This is a genomic window from Roseobacter cerasinus, from assembly GCF_009811755.1.
GTDB lineage: Bacteria > Pseudomonadota > Alphaproteobacteria > Rhodobacterales > Rhodobacteraceae > Roseobacter > Roseobacter cerasinus.
Genome location: NZ_BLIV01000016.1, coordinates 1 through 14,789 on the forward strand (window position 1 = coordinate 1; position 14,789 = coordinate 14,789).

A 14,789-nucleotide genomic window follows, 5' to 3' on the forward strand; every position below is an offset into this window, starting at 1 on the left:
CCTTCGCGCAAATGATCAACCTGGCCCACTGTAAGAGAAAGGATTTCTCCGGCGCGGTAGGCTGTGTTGATCCCAAAAGTGAGGAAAGCCAGGTCACGCGGTTTGTCTTCCAGAAGCTTTTTCATCCGCTTGATCGCCTTCAGATCTCGGATCGGCTCGACCTTGATTGAGGAGCCTTTCTTCGGGTGGTTTGCGTTGCGGGGCAGGAGCACGGATTTATCCTAACTTCTTTTGATATTATTATATTAGTTGGGATAAGAAACCACATGATACGCCCAACTCTTGCGCATTACTCACGCAAAATACTGATACAGAATAGATTTCTGGGTCAAGCCTTATCCTAACTTTTCCCCAATAGTTGGGATAATATGTAAACTCAGGATTGGTCAACGAGTTATGAGCGCAATGCATTCTTGAGGGGACGGAGAAGTGAGGCGCGGACCCAAAGCGTAGAGCGCGAAACCAACTTCTGGGGAGAAGTTTGACTCCCTGTTGTCGATTGTTTCATCCCGCAAGGAAAATCCAATGAACGCATTAAGCCTTTTCACCGCGCTCGGCGTTGGGCTCATCTTGTCCACCTCAGCAGCATCAGCCTCAACCTTGTCACTCGATGGTAGTTTGCCCGTCTTTCAAGTCAGTGGATCTTACGCCCTGAGCTCGCCAGGTCTTTCTGATGAGCGCAGATTCTCAGAGTTTGGGAATGGGTCATCTTCAAATGGACAAGTCGCCATCGATGATGGTTTTGATATCCAATGGCGCGGAAACCTCGCCACCGGCGAGCTGGGGCTGTCATCGACGGAAACAGCGAACACGGCCCTGCCTGCGGGGGAGCTTGATACCAGTCTGGGCAGCATCCGCCTCTACGATTTTCTGACCTTCAACAATCCGAACGGTATATCCGATGTCACCTTCGATCTTGCTCTCGAAGGAACGCAAACGTTGCTCGGTGAGAACGGCATTGTGCAGTTTGGGTCGCGCGTATCTCTATACGATGTAACAGATGTGACCGACCCGCTAGAGATTGGGTTTGTTGCTGACGCTACAAATGTCCAAGCTGTCAGTGTAACCAACGAAGCCTTTGCAAACCTGGTTGGCTCTTTCGATGTCACCCAGGGCAGTTTCACGGGGCTGGAAGACTCAGGCATCAACCTCGACACGCTGCGGACATTTGTTGATGAGGTGGACGGACAAGGTCAGCAGTCCGTCGTCAACGCCTCTTCTGAAGAGACTTTCATGGTGCAAAATGATCGCACCTATATGTTGGCATACAGCATGTCGTTCCTGAACGAGCTCGGGCCGAACACAGCGGTCACGCATGATTTTCTTGGAACCTCAACGCTTCGCATCACAGATCTAGGTGGGGCGGTTCTGCACTCAGCATCGGGGGTATTCCTGGCCGAGACAGACGTTGCGGCCGTCCCGCTGCCCGCAGGTTTGCCGATGCTTGTTATGGCCCTTGCGGGGCTTGGTTTCATCCGCCGCACTCGCACAGAAATCGTTTGATCCTCAGTATCTTACAGCCTGGCGCAGCTATTGCGCGGGGACCTACGGGGCGTTCAATTTGTGAAATACAAGTGGAACGCCTCAGAACAGCGCCAAGCATAAATACCGACGACTAGAACCCTGAGCATTCTTTTGTCGTGTCGCGACACGACAAACTGAATTTAGGTTTTTTAAATGTCCTGTCCGGACAGGACACGCATCAGTTTTTTTAAAATGGGGAAATCCAACGCAAGTGCCGCAGCAACGGTTGCTAGAACCGATGCGATCAAGTTCAGGAAAGTAGTCAGCACTTCAGAGTCCATTTGGTAGAAATAGATGCGGCCCTAACTCATTTCAAGGCGTTCTGGCTTCATCAGACCATGCCGTACGGCTTACGTACCTCTTCATCCTGAATGCAGAGATATGGCCCAGCAGATTGAGTACGGAGGTTAAATTGAACGAGCTTCCATACTGGTAATCATCACGCTCCACTCCTTAGGAATACTGTCTCGTCGGACTAGGGCAGCCACCTTGTCACAGCTCGACCCTTGAAGGTTCATGTGCGCTTCACGTATTTTGTGACTGCATTCGTGCAGAAAAAACTTGAAGCCGGTCTGCCATCAACCAAACTCTAATACTAAGAGAGACGTTCGGGCGAGACCAACTGACGTTCCACCATCGAGAGGTCCCGCCCGTCTAAGCTGCAAAAGGAGTACACCTCTTGGTCGCTAACAATTCAGACTTAGAACCCGCTAGAAGGGATGACAAGCCGCCTCACAATGAAATTCTGTTCGAATTTGGGAGAGTGCGGATCAAAATTACAGGTACAGCACTGTTTTTATTGGCAGTTATCGCTATTGCGGCAGGAGCCTTAAGCCTGAGAACGTTCTCGTGAGGGATAGGTTAGGGATCAGCTTTTGATCCTCTTGCCACGATTTTCAGTGTCCCATCAGGCAACGGCTTCTGTAGTGCCAGCGCTTCGGCGTTCGGGGCGGTTAGCCAGGTCAAAACATCGTCCTGGCTCTGCAAGATTACAGGCATGGCCTTTGGATGGATCGCGCCCACCTCTGCATTCGCTTCGGTTGTGAGGAACGCAAACAAGTTGTTGGTGGTCTCTCCCTCTTTGACCTTTCGGATAGATGTCCACCGCGTCCAGATAAGTGGCCCGGAACATGTCCCAAACTGACCTTTGTCCCAAACAAGCGATTGCAGCGCCATAGTCGCGTGCTGAGCGTCTTGTTCATCTTTTTCGGATCATGAAATCCTCACACTCTTAGACAGCGTTGAGGTGCGCTTAAAATGCCTGTTCCTTCGGAGCCGCTTTCGCGGGAGCGTCCTTTCACTGCTCATGGTTCTGCCGGAACACCCCCTTGCGGGGTTGCAGGCATGGTTCTGAGTGGTGAACGGTAAGCGGATGAAAGCAAGCCCGATGAACCAAGGCATGGCCCTGTTCGTTTGGTGAGCTTGAAGCGGTCTTTTCCAAGTAAAACCAGGCCGATCTTCAGGGCTGAATACTGGCCCGTTTAAAGTATTCGGCGTGTTAGTTCTGGTTGTGGGGCAGGGGACTTGTTGAGCACTGCTCGATTACTTTGAATCCTTTTCCATACTGATGATTATCGCATTCGGCGCACGATCTTTTGATATAGCAGTCAACGCCACATGTCTTGCAGAACATCCTGACTCCAACTGGACATGAAAACACCAGTTGCTCTTGGAGGTGATGAAAACATCTCGTCGTCAGAAGTTTGGAGCTTGAGATTTATACACTGCCAAACGACCTTTTCCTCATCGTAATGGTCACAAGGCACTACGCGAGGCGGATAACTTGTTCGTGCGCCAAAGGCATGATTGCCACGAACGAAGTCGTCAAGTATTTCGTCCACCCCTGCTTCTTGTTTTTGGGGTGCTCGCTTCAAAGCTACTATCCTAGCCGCCAGTTCCAAAACCGGAAACTCTCTTGCCGGAACGCTCTTATTTTCAGCAGGTATCCCGGGTCTGGTATCGATGTAGTCAACGACGGAAATGCTGGCGTCTTTGAAGACTTCCTCCAACTTTGTCGCTACCAATACCGAAATCTGAGTGGTTGACCAAGCAGGCATGACAAGCGGTGTTTCGAAGTTCCCCCAAAAATCAATCTCCTGTTCATGAACAAACTCATGACCAGAGCACCTTCCCCCATGTGAGTGATCACAATCCAATATTGCTTTGTGAATCACCGCCGGCACTTCAGAAATGTTCGTAACGGTGAAAACACGCCAGTACATTACATAGTCGGGACCGTAGATATCTGCTCCTGCATCAACATGACGGATATCCAGTTTTGGCCTCTGACTTGCCCATTCAAGATAATCCTTGATCGCTAGTGCCCCGCCAATCACAAGAGCAAGTAGCGCGATACCGGTGTTGATAATCTCATAACGTGTCAAATAACTAGCCTCCACCAGACTGAGTATCTTTCCATACTGTAAGTTATGACACGGTAGGGTGCATACCCAGTTCGAGTTGCTGACCCCGTGTAAAAATCAGGACTTCCGCACGAGATCGACGCAACCAACTCTACACATATACATATAAGGGCTTAGCCGAATTTCATCAGAGCCGAAAACAGACCGAGACGCGGTTTGATCGTGAGATCCGCGAACTCAATGAAGAACTTTGTTCCCTTCGGCTGTTCTGTCTTGTGTCCGATCACGATGTGGCTTCGGACCTGTCGAAAGCCTCAGGCATGAGGACGATCACCGATTGGAGCCACGGGCAACAGTTCTTCGAGGGCGAAGCCCTTTATTCGACAAACTTTTCGAAGCGCCAGGTGCCTGTACTGCGTCCCGATCAAATTTTGCACGCGCCGCGTTGGGCCGCGTTTTGTTGGATGACCGGCAAGCCGTTGGCTGTGACCAGAATGGTACCTTTCTGGAAGGTCTCCCCTTGGCGCGAGAACGCAGTCTCGTGGTCGCCACTTGAGGGCGATCTGCCGAACGATCCCATCGACTTCAAAGTGAAGGACTAATCGCGACCAAGCAAAAAAAGGAGAATGAAAGATGGATGGTAACATCGCAACAGCCCCAGAAGGCAACCCAAAGCCGCGCCCATCTGGGAAGGCTAAACAGCAGGATAACGGCCTAGACCATGAGCCGCGCTCCCCTGCCCTTGACGCAGATGAGCTTCGCCGCCACCAAACCCGCGTCAGAGCAAACAGCGTAGGCAACGCCATGGCGGGAGCGCCGCCCGGCGATCCGCCCGGCTCTGATCTCTGGGAGATGATCAAACGCTGGCTTCAGGCGCAATCACCAACCGTCGTGCTCTTACTGATCATCTTATACACAGCCGAGCTCGCATTCTCGACTATCCATGCGAGCATCTGGAATTCGACACTCGATATTCCGGGTCTCGATACCATCGACATCCCGTGGTTTGGCCAATTGATGGCCGGTTGGGGCACTTTCTCGTGGATCTCCCTGATCGCGGGATTAGTGACTGTGTTCCTGCCCGTGATCATCTTCACCACGCTCTTCAAGACACGGGCGTTTGACGACTGGAGCAATCTGTTTGCCGACCGCAACACCGGCGTCTTCTTTGCTGCCTGTGTGGTCGTTTGGCTCATCCTGGTCGTGCTCGAGTTCCAGGTTTTCAAGTCAAACCTGACGACCATTGGTCAAACTCCACCAGCATCATGTCAGCTCGCAGGGATCAACTGCCCGACCAAAACGATGAGTCCGATCGAGATGTCTCTCATCTCCGGTGCATTGATGGCGATGAATGCCGCGATCGGCATGGCCACTGGCTTCATGACTTCAAAACTCAAGTAAGAGGAGGAACGAATAATGATCATTCGACAATTCATCGCTGGTATGGTGGCCCTGCTGGTCAGTGTCGCCGCCGCCATGGCGAATACGCATATCATCGCCATCATCGATACGTCAGCGTTCGTCGAAGACGAGGGGGAAGCAGAAATCCGACGCAAAATGCTGCTGGCAACCTTCCTCGAAAACATGCCGCGCCGGTCTGTTTTGAGCATCATCGACACGGTTTCGCCGAGTGTCAAATGGCATGGGGATGCCAAGAAAGCAGAACGCGAACTCGACCAGCTTCTGGCGATTATGACGCCCAACCCGCGCGGCTGCGCAGACCTTACCCGCGCCTTGGATCATGCGGAGATGGCCGTGCGACGCTCGGAGAGCAAAGATATTCGCTTCCTCATGCTCTCCCCGCTCATTCATTCAGGCGCTCCCTGCGGCGGCGCTGTGAAACTCCCTCAGGCCTTGCCGGAGGACGCAAAGCCCGAGCGCTTTTTGAATGAGAAGCGGATCACGGCCTGGGAGCTCTATGCACCCCATGAGCTCCAGACCTTAGAGTGGTTCGGCTTCCTCCAGGAAGCCCCATCCAACGGTCGGGTCGCAGTACGCATGTTCAGTGCTGCGGAATCTCCTGAGGCTTTGGCCAAACTGGCAGAAAGGGACTAAAATGATGAAACATGCTGTTTTCGCAACCTGCATGCTGGCTTTTGCCAGCATGCCTCTGACCAGCCAAGCGTTGGGCTCCTGTCCCGGTGGCCGTATTGTCTGCGCAGACGTCTTCGAGACAGAGAGCGACGATTTGGTGATTGAAGGCATCCCGACCCAGTTTGTCGGCGAAGTCCTTCTTGGAGACAACTTCGAGCGGATGAGCCGCAGCCAGGCCGCTGCTGCCCTTAGGGAATTCAAAGGACCTCTGCCGCCTGGTGAATGGCCCAAAAGTGCACGAGCTGTCGATCACAATGCACGTGTGATTGTCATGGCAGCGGCACCCGCAACGGATATCCAAATCGGCTTTCTGAAGAAGTCTAGCAATACCGTGCAGGTTATCGTCACGGCTTATGATGCTGATGGCAATGAATTACGATTAGGTCCCGATGATTTCGCCGTCTTTGATTTTGATGAGCAGGCCCCCATACCCTTTTCAATGGATGTGGCGAAACACAGTCTTGCACTTAAAGTCGCAGTCGACACCTCAGGATCGATGCAGGGGCGACTCGACGCAACCATGCGGCCTCTGAAGGCATTCTTGCGTCGCCTTCCTGATCATGTCGGGTGCAGCATTGCCAGCTTTTCCCATGTTGTCACGGAACATACGAACGGCTACGTTCGTTGTGCGCAAGCTGTGGCCACCCTGCCCGCTTTAAAAGCAGGCGGTGGTACGGATTTGCACGGCACAATGATGCGATCCTACGCCCAGCTGAAAGCCGAGGATGCAACAGGCTCTCTGCTGCTCGTGATGACTGATGGGTATGACGGGTCCAACATCCCGAAGTCACAGGTTGCAGCCGCAAAAGTGGGCAGCACGTTCGTCCTGTGGACGGACAACTGGAAGAAAAACGCCTTGTCCGGCATTGCTGACTTTGAAGCCGTTGCGATGACCGACCAGGTTGGAAGTGCAAACCTTGACGCATGGATGGACAGCATCCTATCGCAGATTGAAGATGCGATTGCTTTCCAGCACACGTTGACCGTGACACTCCCGGCCCAGAACGCTGAAGGGGACGGATCATGAGCTCATATGTTATGGAGGGAAGGGGTGATAATTACCCCTTCGACACTGATAAAGTCGAGCTCGATGGTAATTATGAGGACTCGATCTGGGTGTCCGGCAGGCTCAAGGGTTTCGAAGACGAAGAAATCACGTTTGAAGCCAAAGTTTTCGATATCGGATCGAAGTACGGTATCGACGATGGACGGATTTCCAAGCTGCATGTCTATACCAATGGTAATCGGGAGCAGCCCCTCTTCGAATATAGTCGAGGCTGGGATGAAAATCTCAAATGTGAGTCTCTCGAGCCTACACAGGGCAGGGAAAAGTTGGTCCTTGATACAATTGTCGCTGCTTTTCCTGAGCCTGACAATCACCTTGAGCTCAAAGGGGCAAACGGCGGTGCTCCGTATGCTCCTGATCATATCGAACAGCTAATGCAAGAAATGGAAGAAGACCGCCTTGCGCTTGACGGCCCACATGAGCCTGCACAACCTGAACCGGAGGATTTGGGCGAAGACAGCAGCCAGGTTTCCGGAGATGAACCTGAAAGTTCTGTCTCTGAGCCAAGTCTGTAGTTCCTATGGGCGGTCATTTAACACCGCCCATAAAACCCCTTGGAATATCGGCAGTATTCGCGGGCGGTGCCGTTTTTGATCATGAGATGGTTGATCTCGCGGCCATCGGGCAGGAACACCCGGGCGACACTCCGGCCATAGCGATCAACATCGATCTCAATCCAAGTGATGTGCTTGCCTTCGACAAGCGATTTAAGGGCCATAGTCGCTCGCTGAGCCCCTTGTTGGTCCTTTTCCGGTGCATCAATGCCCCAAAGCCTCAAACGGCCCTCAGAGGCGCTTAAAATCAAAGTGTCGCCATCAATGACATACGACACACGTCCACTTTTGCGGGTAGGCTCTAAGGGAAGCGGCTTGCTTCCTTGAAGGAAAACCAAAAGAGCGGTTGCAATAATCACTGCACAAGCGGTTATGGCGTAAGCTGTCCAACTCATGAGCGATCTTTGTAGGTCTCCAGGCGCATGAGTGTGGCAACTTCGCCTGGAAAATCTGCATCCAAGATGGCTTCCATGTCATCCACATCACTGCGCGACTGGCGTTCCTTAGGCTTGTCCTGGTCTGAGGCCACAAATTCCCATAACGCCTTGGCAATGAGAAAGCGTTTTCGTTTTTCATCCATTTTCTCATGATGGCATGCCCCCTGCCCTACTATGAAACGTTTGCGCATCTGGGTGCTCTCTTTGTTGGGGACAGATCAAAAATGCCTGTTCCTTTGGAGCCGCTATCGCTTGATGTGCAAAGAAGCCGGACATCGTTCTGAAGCCAAGGGGTTGGAGCGGCCCGCAGATCAGGAAAGCTGATCGAGGACACGGCCCCTTGGGAGCGGGTTCTGGATGGATTATTAATCATCCACGTGATGCGCTGACGAAGAACTTATGCATCGACTGTTCCTTCGGTGAGCTTGAAGCGAGCAAAAATGCTTTGGTGTTAATATGTGTTAGAGTCTGTGTTATAGCTGTGGAAAACTATCGTAACCCATTGAAATAAAATCAATTCTCCGTTCAGCCGGTTCCTAATACCCCGAATCCGGGTTCCTAATACCCCGAACTTTGGTTCCTGATGTCCGCGAACGATCTAAAGTTATCCACAAGGAGTATCGGTTCCTGATACCCCGAATCTTGACAACCGGTTCCTAATACCCCGAATATGAAGCATGGTTCCTAATACCCCGAATCCGTTGGATCAGCTCCTGCCCGATCGCCATCCACAGCATGACTTTTTCATCTGTGATGTCGCGGATGCAGTCCTCAAGGACTTGATGCCAAAGATGGAACACCCCTTCTATGCGCTCTCAAAGAAGCCAGACACTTCGATCCGTCGCTACGAGCACGGAGACAATTGGCTTGAGGTCATACCAAGTGCAAAGGGCCAGGCGACAATCTATGACAAGGATATCCTCATCTACGTGGTGTCGCAGGTAATTGCCAAACTCAACCGTGGTGAAGCCGTTTCCCGCAAGATCAGATTCAATCCGCGTGACTTGCTCATCTTTGTCAATCGTGGAACCGGCGGGAAAGACTACGACGCCTTCTGTGAGGCTCTGGAGCGCCTCATGGGTACAGTGATAAAGACCAACATCACCACGGCTTCTGACGGTGACGAACTCCCGCTCGGAGATGAAGAAGATACAGGTATGTTTCACTTGATCGAGAGCGCCAATATTCGCCGAAAGAACGGACTGGATGGTCGCATCCTTTGGGCGGAGATCGAGATTTCAGAATGGATATTCAACGGTATCCGTCGCAAGAAGGTGCTCACACTTCATCGCGACTATTTCCGGCTGAGAAAGCCCATCGAACGCCGCGTCTACGAGATTGCCCGCAAAATCTGCGGCCAACAGGAAAGCTGGCCGATCGGCCTGGAAAAACTTTTGGCCCGTACGGGCGCACGCACTGAGCTCAAACGGTTTCGGCATACCATCAAGGAGTTGGTGCGCTTTGACCATCTTCCCGACTACAGCCTCAGTTTTTCTGAGGAAACAGACGTTGTCACCTTCCACAATCGCGGAAGCATGAAAGTGGACCCCCTACCCTCTTCCTGGGATGGCAAGCTCGATCCTGATGCTTTCGCGGATGCAAGAAGCGCCGCGCCTGGTTGGGACATTTACATGCTGGAGTGCGAATGGCGCGGATGGTTGAGTGAAAATGAAATCGAGCCTAAGCATCCTGAGCGACACTTCATCAAGTTCTGTAGGACTTGGAAGGAAAAGCGTGGCGTACCTTAAGAACGAAGGCAACAGCACGGTAGCCTATGGTACCATATGATACCGTACGGTAAGCTACCATATCCTACCTTTCCCTTACCTATGGTATCATCCTCAAAAACATGATACTTTTTCATTTGAGGCGTGCGTGAATGACATGCCCATCGAGCAAAAGAGAAAGAAAACATCATGCCTGTAATCGCCTTCGCGAACTCGAAGGGGGGCAGCGGAAAAACCACAAGTGCGCTCTTGCTGGCCTGTGCTCTCGCTGAAACCAAACCTACCACCATCATCGACGCCGATCCACGCCACCCAATCTCCACCTGGGCGAAAATGCCGGGCAAACCTGAGGAGCTGAGTGTGGTAACAAACCAGTCAGAAAAGACCATCCTCGACGAAATCGAGGCTGCGGCCACAAAGGATCCCTTCGTCATCATCGATCTGGAAGGCACAGCCTCTCGTTTGATGAGCTATGCCATCAGCCAGGCTGACTTGGTCATCATCCCATTAAAAGAGCAACAACAGGACGCGCTAGCCGCCCTCGATGTCATCCAGGAAATTCACCGGGATATGAAGGCCACGCGTCGGAAAATCCCTTACGCTGCGCTCTTCACGCAAAGTCGCGCTGCCGTCAAATCGCGAACGGCCCGCCACATTGCAGCACAGTTCAGGGACAACCCGAAGATCGACACTTTCGATGTTGAGATTCACGAGCGCGATGCATTCGCAGCCATCTTTTCGATCGGCGGGGCGGTGTCGCAGCTCGATCCCAAGAAAGTCAACGGCTTAAGAAAAGCACTTGAGAACGTGGAGGGCTTCCGAAGCGAAGTGATCTATAAGCTTCGCGGTTTGACGTCTGAGGTAGAGGGGAGGGCTGTCGCATGATGGATCAAGATCGCATGGCCCTGAATATCCCAGACTTCGAAGAGCCTGCGGACGCACTAGATGACTTTGTGCCTCGACCAAAAGAAGGGCAGGGGGACAAGATCGCGGCGCGCGCTATCGATGCCGTTTCATCTTTTCCTAGCCGGGAAGCCTCCCCGGACGGCCAGCTCAATCTGAAAGGACCGCGTACAATCCTGGAGCGTTTCAAGGCGATGTGCAAAGCTGACCGGCGAGCCTACTATGACATGCTGGAAATCCTTATGGATTCCTATGAGGGCAAGAACTAGGGGCGTCCGCGCTTGCCATACAAGGCGTTATCACATAACAGCATCCCATGTGGACAAGCCCCGCCTTCGATAAGGCTTAGGGTGCATCGCACCTAGTACGCTGCTATGATTGCCAAAAAAAGAGGCGAGTATGAGCAGCGACGGCAACATAAAGAGCTTGCATATATGTACTTTTTTTGGTACATTTAATGTCTGAGGTATCGAAGAGACTTCCAGCCAGGTTCTTCGAAACTGAAGCGGGCAGGGTGCCTGTACGGGATTGGCTCCTAGAGCTGACACAAGAAGATCGAAAGGCAATCGGTGATGATATTCGCACCGCAGAGTTTGGATGGCCCATCGGCATGCCCCTATGCCGGTCGATCAGGGGCCGCAAAGGGCTGTGGGAAATCCGCTCAAACTTGAGCGATGGACGTATCGCCAGAGTGTTCTTTTGCGCTCATGAGGAAAGCATGGTGCTGCTGCATGGCTTCATCAAGAAGAGCCAGAAGACACCTGAAAAAGAACTGGATACGGCTGAGAAACGGATGAAAGGCTTGTCATGAGCACAAAGACCGAACCGGGAAGGGCAGGGCCACTCTTTGAGGATTTCCTCAAGGAACAAGGTACTTATGAAGCGACAACTGAGCAGGCCGTCAAACGTGTTCTGGCTTTCCAGCTTGCCGCCGCAATGAAAGATCAAGCGATCTCAAAGGTCGAAATGGCGAAGCGGCTTGAGACAAGCCGCTCTCAGCTCGACCGATTGCTCGACCCCGACAATGACGGCGTCACGCTTGCAGTACTGGCGCGGGCAGCCAAAGTTGTTGGACGGGAAATCAAGCTCGAACTGCGCTGACATGGGGAAATCACGGAAGTGACCAGCTCACAGTTGACGACTAGTGAAAGGGGACATATGCCGACAATTCTATTGCTTAGGTTCGTACAGTAGATAGAAGGATGAAGCAAAAGCAGATTGTCTTGATGGAGTCAAGAATGGCAGCTTGCTCCATAGAAGAAGAGTAGCTTTCCCTCAAAATATATGCCGATCCGCCCTTCATTGGAACTCTACTATATCGAGATACTCCACCACTAAAGCCCGGTATACCATTGATGTCACCAATAAAAATATTCCAGAGGTTGAAGATCTGCTCGAACGACATGAGATAACCAACCTCGCCTGAAAACTCTTGTGCACGAAGGTTATCTCGGTCAATCAGTTTGGTCAGGTAAAGATCAAGATGGGGAAAACCTGTAATTTCACCAAGTTGATCGACATATTCGTTTAACCCTGACCTATTTTCTTCATAAGAATCAAAACCCACGTTGAAATCAGAGGGGTGAGATCGATATCCAGAAAAAAGTAATAATCCATTTTTTGATATAATATGCTGGAAGTGGCTAGGAAAAAACGCATATTGCCTTCTTTTTGAAAGGCTAATAGCGCGCTGTTCAGCAGCGACGGTTAGTTTGCCACTGAAAGTTCGAGCTTCATAGACTCCAAAAAGATGATCGTGCCTCTTTAAGAAGCTAACGGCTTGCCAATAACTCTGTATGATTGTCGCATGCCGTTCGCTTCTCGGAGCGTCAAAAAATTTTGTTAAGTAGTAAACTGATACCCCTCCGGCTATCGAGATACTACCATCCATGAAAACACGCCTGGTAACCTGGCTATCTAATTTCTTCATTTTGTCCTGATAACAAATTAGGTGGAATCAAGGCACTTCCAGCTATCAGACCAAAGCGCTCGAACAACCATAACCCATGAATCCATTGGCTTTATTTGAAGTGGCAAGCAGTAAATATCAAGCCGTCCCAGTTGCGGGAGACATCCCATGAGGTATCAGCTTCTGCCAAAGGTATAGTCTTACGGTATAACTCACCAGATCTGCTCACTTGGGCTGCAAAATTTGCTATGCGTTGCGACCCGCCTGGGCAACCACTATCATTCGCAACCAAAGTTATTCCTCCAGTAGGCAACCATCTTGGACCCACCGGGCCTGTCTCACCCTTTGGACCCTGATCGCCTTGCGGTCCCACAAACTCACCGTTATTCGCCATCAGCTGCAACAACAGTGGTGATAACGTGTCGTTGGTTACTAGCTGTTTAGCGACTTCTGACGCGGTAGCTTCATCTGCCACTACTTCGTATAATCCTAAGGCACGACCTCCAATAAAAATGATGGCCGCTGTAATCACAGAAGAAATTACAGCGGTGAGAACACCATTATCCGACATAACAACCTCCAAATCCTTTAAAGTATCCTTAGTCATACTACCATCCCAAGCAGCCCGCGGAGCTCGTCTTCCTGCATGCAGAGGGATTCAAGAGCCTGGGCGTGGTTGGACTACCCAAACGCAGCCATCAACAATGGTATCGGCTGGTACATCTGGACGTGCTGATGCCAGCCGACCCTATGAAAACGCATTACCTATCTCGCCAGTACATTATCCACCGACCACCCGCTTTTGCAAAGGTGTTTGTAACGAATTTTGGGGCGCCAAACCCGCCAGATCGTATAGCGTAACTGCAGTCATATCCAACGTTCTGTGACGGTTTACATCCCGCTTTTTCAAAGTGGTCAATACCGACGAAAAGCGCCCCAACCGCCACCTGCTCGGTATGTGCCTGAAGCATTTCGTCCCTAGTCGGTTCAGGATAGCCGATTTCGTCGCGCGCACTGGGAGTTGGACGAGAAGCAAATGCTCCTCCTAGCGCCTCGGTGAGCTTCTCTACGCATTCATAGTAGGCTCGAGATGGCTCCCCACCTTGTTCAGCAATCAATACACCATTTTGCTCAACCCTGAGGTTACCAGTTCCAGGATCTACAGTTACTTCAGCAGAACGCAGAGAGATATTCTCACCTTCACTAGAGATATCTTGGCTGGTTTGACCACCGCACAACCGACCAACAGCATCCAAAAAATCGATAACGTTGGGGCCACCGTCAGCTTGTGAAATTGCTGGATAAGGATAGTGTGACGCCACCACAGCAAGCGCTATGACCGTCTTTCGAGGTATATCTATGTTGAGTTTCCGCAAAATTTTTTTCGGCTTTATATTCATACTTACTCTCATATCTGTACTGTACCTAGCGACATTATTGTTGGCTGTTTCTGAACGAGTTACACCCGAGTGGTTGCCGCAGCTTCTTACAACACTCCTTGACATTCTAAAGATAACGGCAGCGGCTGCTGTTGGATCTCTTACAACGGCATTAGGCTCCGTATCAAAAGCATTTTCAAGCAACGCCAACGATTCCAAAGAATAATCTTTACGAGAAAATTCATTCCTGCCGTAGAAGTGTAAATCCAGTTTCAACACGATCAGTTATCGTGGTTGGTGCCCACAAGAGCTTGATCACAAAACCATCCCGTACAGCTCGCGGATTTCTTCATCCTGAATACACAAGTATTCAAGAGTCTGGGCTTGGTTGGAGTGCCCAAACGCAGCCATCAGCAGCGGGATAGGCTGGTTCATCTGGACGCGCTGATGATAGCCCCAGGTTTTGCGCATGGTGTGACTGCCAAAGTTGCCGCGCAAACCGACATCCGCGCACCAGCCTTTGACCATGCCGTTCACCGTTGAAACCGTCAAAGCCTGCTTTGTCCGTCTGGAGTAAAAAACGGGCGCATCCCTTCGCGGATCAGGATGCACGGCCAGCCAAGCATCAAGTGTTTCGATTACGGCTGCATTGAGCGTAGCCGCGCGGTACTTGCCAGTTTTGCTCTGCTTGATTTCAAGCCGATCTCCTTCGCGCAAATGATCAACCTGGCCCACTGTAAGAGAAAGGATTTCTCCGGCGCGGTAGGCTGTGTTGATCCCAAAAGTGAGGAAAGCCAGGTCACGCGGTTTGTCTTCCAGAAGCTTTTTCATCC

19 protein-coding genes and 1 pseudogene are annotated in these 14,789 nt (G+C 51.4%); 11 read left to right on the plus strand and 9 right to left on the minus strand.

Annotation, left to right across the window (positions count from 1 at the left end; translation table 11 throughout):
• Positions 1-212 (minus strand): annotated as a pseudogene (locus tag So717_RS22130) (hypothetical protein); the annotation flags it as partial.
• Between the two features lie 313 nt (positions 213-525).
• Here So717_RS22130 and So717_RS21780 point away from each other — a divergent pair.
• Complete coding sequence (locus So717_RS21780) at positions 526-1,503, plus strand: VPLPA-CTERM sorting domain-containing protein (RefSeq protein ID WP_159981351.1); 978 nt, start codon at positions 526-528, stop codon at positions 1,501-1,503.
• Between the two features lie 882 nt (positions 1,504-2,385).
• Here So717_RS21780 and So717_RS21785 read toward each other — a convergent pair.
• Positions 2,386-2,700, minus strand: a complete 315-nt coding sequence (locus So717_RS21785) for an SOS response-associated peptidase family protein (RefSeq protein ID WP_159981353.1) — start codon at positions 2,698-2,700, stop codon at positions 2,386-2,388.
• Between the two features lie 431 nt (positions 2,701-3,131).
• Complete coding sequence (locus tag So717_RS21790) at positions 3,132-3,923, minus strand: hypothetical protein (protein WP_238841194.1); 792 nt, start codon at positions 3,921-3,923, stop codon at positions 3,132-3,134.
• Positions 3,924-4,003: 80 nt separating this feature from the next.
• Here So717_RS21790 and So717_RS21795 point away from each other — a divergent pair, with 80 nt between their 5' ends.
• The 5 genes from So717_RS21795 to So717_RS21815 are packed head-to-tail and all read left to right on the plus strand — an operon-like array spanning position 4,004 to position 7,562.
• Entirely contained in the window at positions 4,004-4,489 is a 486-nt protein-coding gene (locus So717_RS21795) for a TraM recognition domain-containing protein (RefSeq protein WP_159981387.1), read from the plus strand.
• Between the two features lie 31 nt (positions 4,490-4,520).
• Positions 4,521-5,288 (plus strand): hypothetical protein, encoded by a 768-nt coding sequence (locus So717_RS21800; RefSeq protein ID WP_159981357.1) that lies wholly within the window; start codon positions 4,521-4,523, stop codon positions 5,286-5,288.
• Positions 5,289-5,303: 15 nt separating this feature from the next.
• Positions 5,304-5,942 (plus strand): hypothetical protein, encoded by a 639-nt coding sequence (locus So717_RS21805; RefSeq protein WP_159981359.1) that lies wholly within the window; start codon positions 5,304-5,306, stop codon positions 5,940-5,942.
• A 4-nt stretch (positions 5,943-5,946) separates the two neighbouring features.
• Positions 5,947-7,008 (plus strand): vWA domain-containing protein, encoded by a 1,062-nt coding sequence (locus tag So717_RS21810; protein WP_159981361.1) that lies wholly within the window; start codon positions 5,947-5,949, stop codon positions 7,006-7,008.
• Positions 7,005-7,562: a DUF7678 domain-containing protein gene (locus tag So717_RS21815; protein ID WP_159981363.1), complete on the plus strand. Its 558-nt coding sequence runs from the start codon at positions 7,005-7,007 to the stop codon at positions 7,560-7,562. Before So717_RS21810 ends, So717_RS21815 begins: the two co-directional genes overlap by 4 nt.
• 17 nt (positions 7,563-7,579) lie before the next feature.
• Here the strand turns inward: So717_RS21815 and So717_RS21820 are convergent, their stop codons facing one another.
• Both So717_RS21820 and So717_RS21825 read right to left on the minus strand, forming a co-directional pair.
• Positions 7,580-7,996: a thermonuclease family protein gene (locus So717_RS21820; protein ID WP_159981365.1), complete on the minus strand. Its 417-nt coding sequence runs from the start codon at positions 7,994-7,996 to the stop codon at positions 7,580-7,582.
• Positions 7,993-8,229: a hypothetical protein gene (locus So717_RS21825; protein ID WP_159981367.1), complete on the minus strand. Its 237-nt coding sequence runs from the start codon at positions 8,227-8,229 to the stop codon at positions 7,993-7,995. Before So717_RS21825 ends, So717_RS21820 begins: the two co-directional genes overlap by 4 nt.
• Positions 8,230-8,715: 486 nt before the next feature.
• Here So717_RS21825 and So717_RS21830 point away from each other — a divergent pair, with 486 nt between their 5' ends.
• From So717_RS21830 to So717_RS21850, 5 genes are all read left to right on the plus strand, one after another.
• Complete coding sequence (locus tag So717_RS21830) at positions 8,716-9,786, plus strand: replication initiator protein A (RefSeq protein ID WP_159981369.1); 1,071 nt, start codon at positions 8,716-8,718, stop codon at positions 9,784-9,786.
• Between the two features lie 168 nt (positions 9,787-9,954).
• Complete coding sequence (locus So717_RS21835; protein ID WP_159981371.1) at positions 9,955-10,650, plus strand: AAA family ATPase; 696 nt, start codon at positions 9,955-9,957, stop codon at positions 10,648-10,650.
• Positions 10,647-10,937 (plus strand): hypothetical protein, encoded by a 291-nt coding sequence (locus tag So717_RS21840; protein ID WP_159981373.1) that lies wholly within the window; start codon positions 10,647-10,649, stop codon positions 10,935-10,937. The genes So717_RS21835 and So717_RS21840 overlap by 4 nt, the downstream gene beginning before the upstream one ends.
• 188 nt (positions 10,938-11,125) lie before the next feature.
• Complete coding sequence (locus tag So717_RS21845) at positions 11,126-11,479, plus strand: type II toxin-antitoxin system RelE/ParE family toxin (protein WP_159981375.1); 354 nt, start codon at positions 11,126-11,128, stop codon at positions 11,477-11,479.
• Complete coding sequence (locus So717_RS21850) at positions 11,476-11,769, plus strand: helix-turn-helix domain-containing protein (RefSeq protein WP_159981377.1); 294 nt, start codon at positions 11,476-11,478, stop codon at positions 11,767-11,769. The genes So717_RS21845 and So717_RS21850 overlap by 4 nt, the downstream gene beginning before the upstream one ends.
• 76 nt (positions 11,770-11,845) lie before the next feature.
• Here the strand turns inward: So717_RS21850 and So717_RS21855 are convergent, their stop codons facing one another.
• The 4 genes from So717_RS21855 to So717_RS21870 form a co-directional block, all read right to left on the minus strand.
• Entirely contained in the window at positions 11,846-12,559 is a 714-nt protein-coding gene (locus So717_RS21855) for a hypothetical protein (RefSeq protein ID WP_159981379.1), read from the minus strand.
• A 130-nt stretch (positions 12,560-12,689) separates the two neighbouring features.
• Positions 12,690-13,184, minus strand: coding sequence for a hypothetical protein (locus tag So717_RS21860; RefSeq protein ID WP_159981381.1), 495 nt, complete (start codon positions 13,182-13,184; stop codon positions 12,690-12,692).
• Between the two features lie 154 nt (positions 13,185-13,338).
• On the minus strand, positions 13,339-14,235 hold the full coding sequence (locus So717_RS21865; RefSeq protein ID WP_159981383.1) for a hypothetical protein: 897 nt from the start codon (positions 14,233-14,235) through the stop codon (positions 13,339-13,341).
• 36 nt (positions 14,236-14,271) lie between these two features.
• Positions 14,272-14,789: tyrosine-type recombinase/integrase (locus So717_RS21870; protein WP_159981385.1), on the minus strand; the 518-nt coding region annotated here is incomplete at its 5' end.

Coding starts and splice junctions, on each gene's coding strand:
- So717_RS21860 (WP_159981381.1), bottom strand. CDS start 13,184: ATGACTAAGGATACTTTAAAGGATTTGGAGGTTGTTATGTCGGATAAT.
- So717_RS21845 (WP_159981375.1), top strand. CDS start 11,126: ATGTCTGAGGTATCGAAGAGACTTCCAGCCAGGTTCTTCGAAACTGAA.
- So717_RS21830 (WP_159981369.1), top strand. CDS start 8,716: ATGGTTCCTAATACCCCGAATCCGTTGGATCAGCTCCTGCCCGATCGC.
- So717_RS21785 (WP_159981353.1), bottom strand. CDS start 2,700: ATGGCGCTGCAATCGCTTGTTTGGGACAAAGGTCAGTTTGGGACATGT.
- So717_RS21820 (WP_159981365.1), bottom strand. CDS start 7,996: ATGAGTTGGACAGCTTACGCCATAACCGCTTGTGCAGTGATTATTGCA.
- So717_RS21825 (WP_159981367.1), bottom strand. CDS start 8,229: ATGCGCAAACGTTTCATAGTAGGGCAGGGGGCATGCCATCATGAGAAA.
- So717_RS21855 (WP_159981379.1), bottom strand. CDS start 12,559: ATGGATGGTAGTATCTCGATAGCCGGAGGGGTATCAGTTTACTACTTA.
- So717_RS21805 (WP_159981359.1), top strand. CDS start 5,304: ATGATCATTCGACAATTCATCGCTGGTATGGTGGCCCTGCTGGTCAGT.
- So717_RS21840 (WP_159981373.1), top strand. CDS start 10,647: ATGATGGATCAAGATCGCATGGCCCTGAATATCCCAGACTTCGAAGAG.
- So717_RS21810 (WP_159981361.1), top strand. CDS start 5,947: ATGAAACATGCTGTTTTCGCAACCTGCATGCTGGCTTTTGCCAGCATG.
- So717_RS21850 (WP_159981377.1), top strand. CDS start 11,476: ATGAGCACAAAGACCGAACCGGGAAGGGCAGGGCCACTCTTTGAGGAT.
- So717_RS21835 (WP_159981371.1), top strand. CDS start 9,955: ATGCCTGTAATCGCCTTCGCGAACTCGAAGGGGGGCAGCGGAAAAACC.
- So717_RS21815 (WP_159981363.1), top strand. CDS start 7,005: ATGAGCTCATATGTTATGGAGGGAAGGGGTGATAATTACCCCTTCGAC.
- So717_RS21780 (WP_159981351.1), top strand. CDS start 526: ATGAACGCATTAAGCCTTTTCACCGCGCTCGGCGTTGGGCTCATCTTG.
- So717_RS21800 (WP_159981357.1), top strand. CDS start 4,521: ATGGATGGTAACATCGCAACAGCCCCAGAAGGCAACCCAAAGCCGCGC.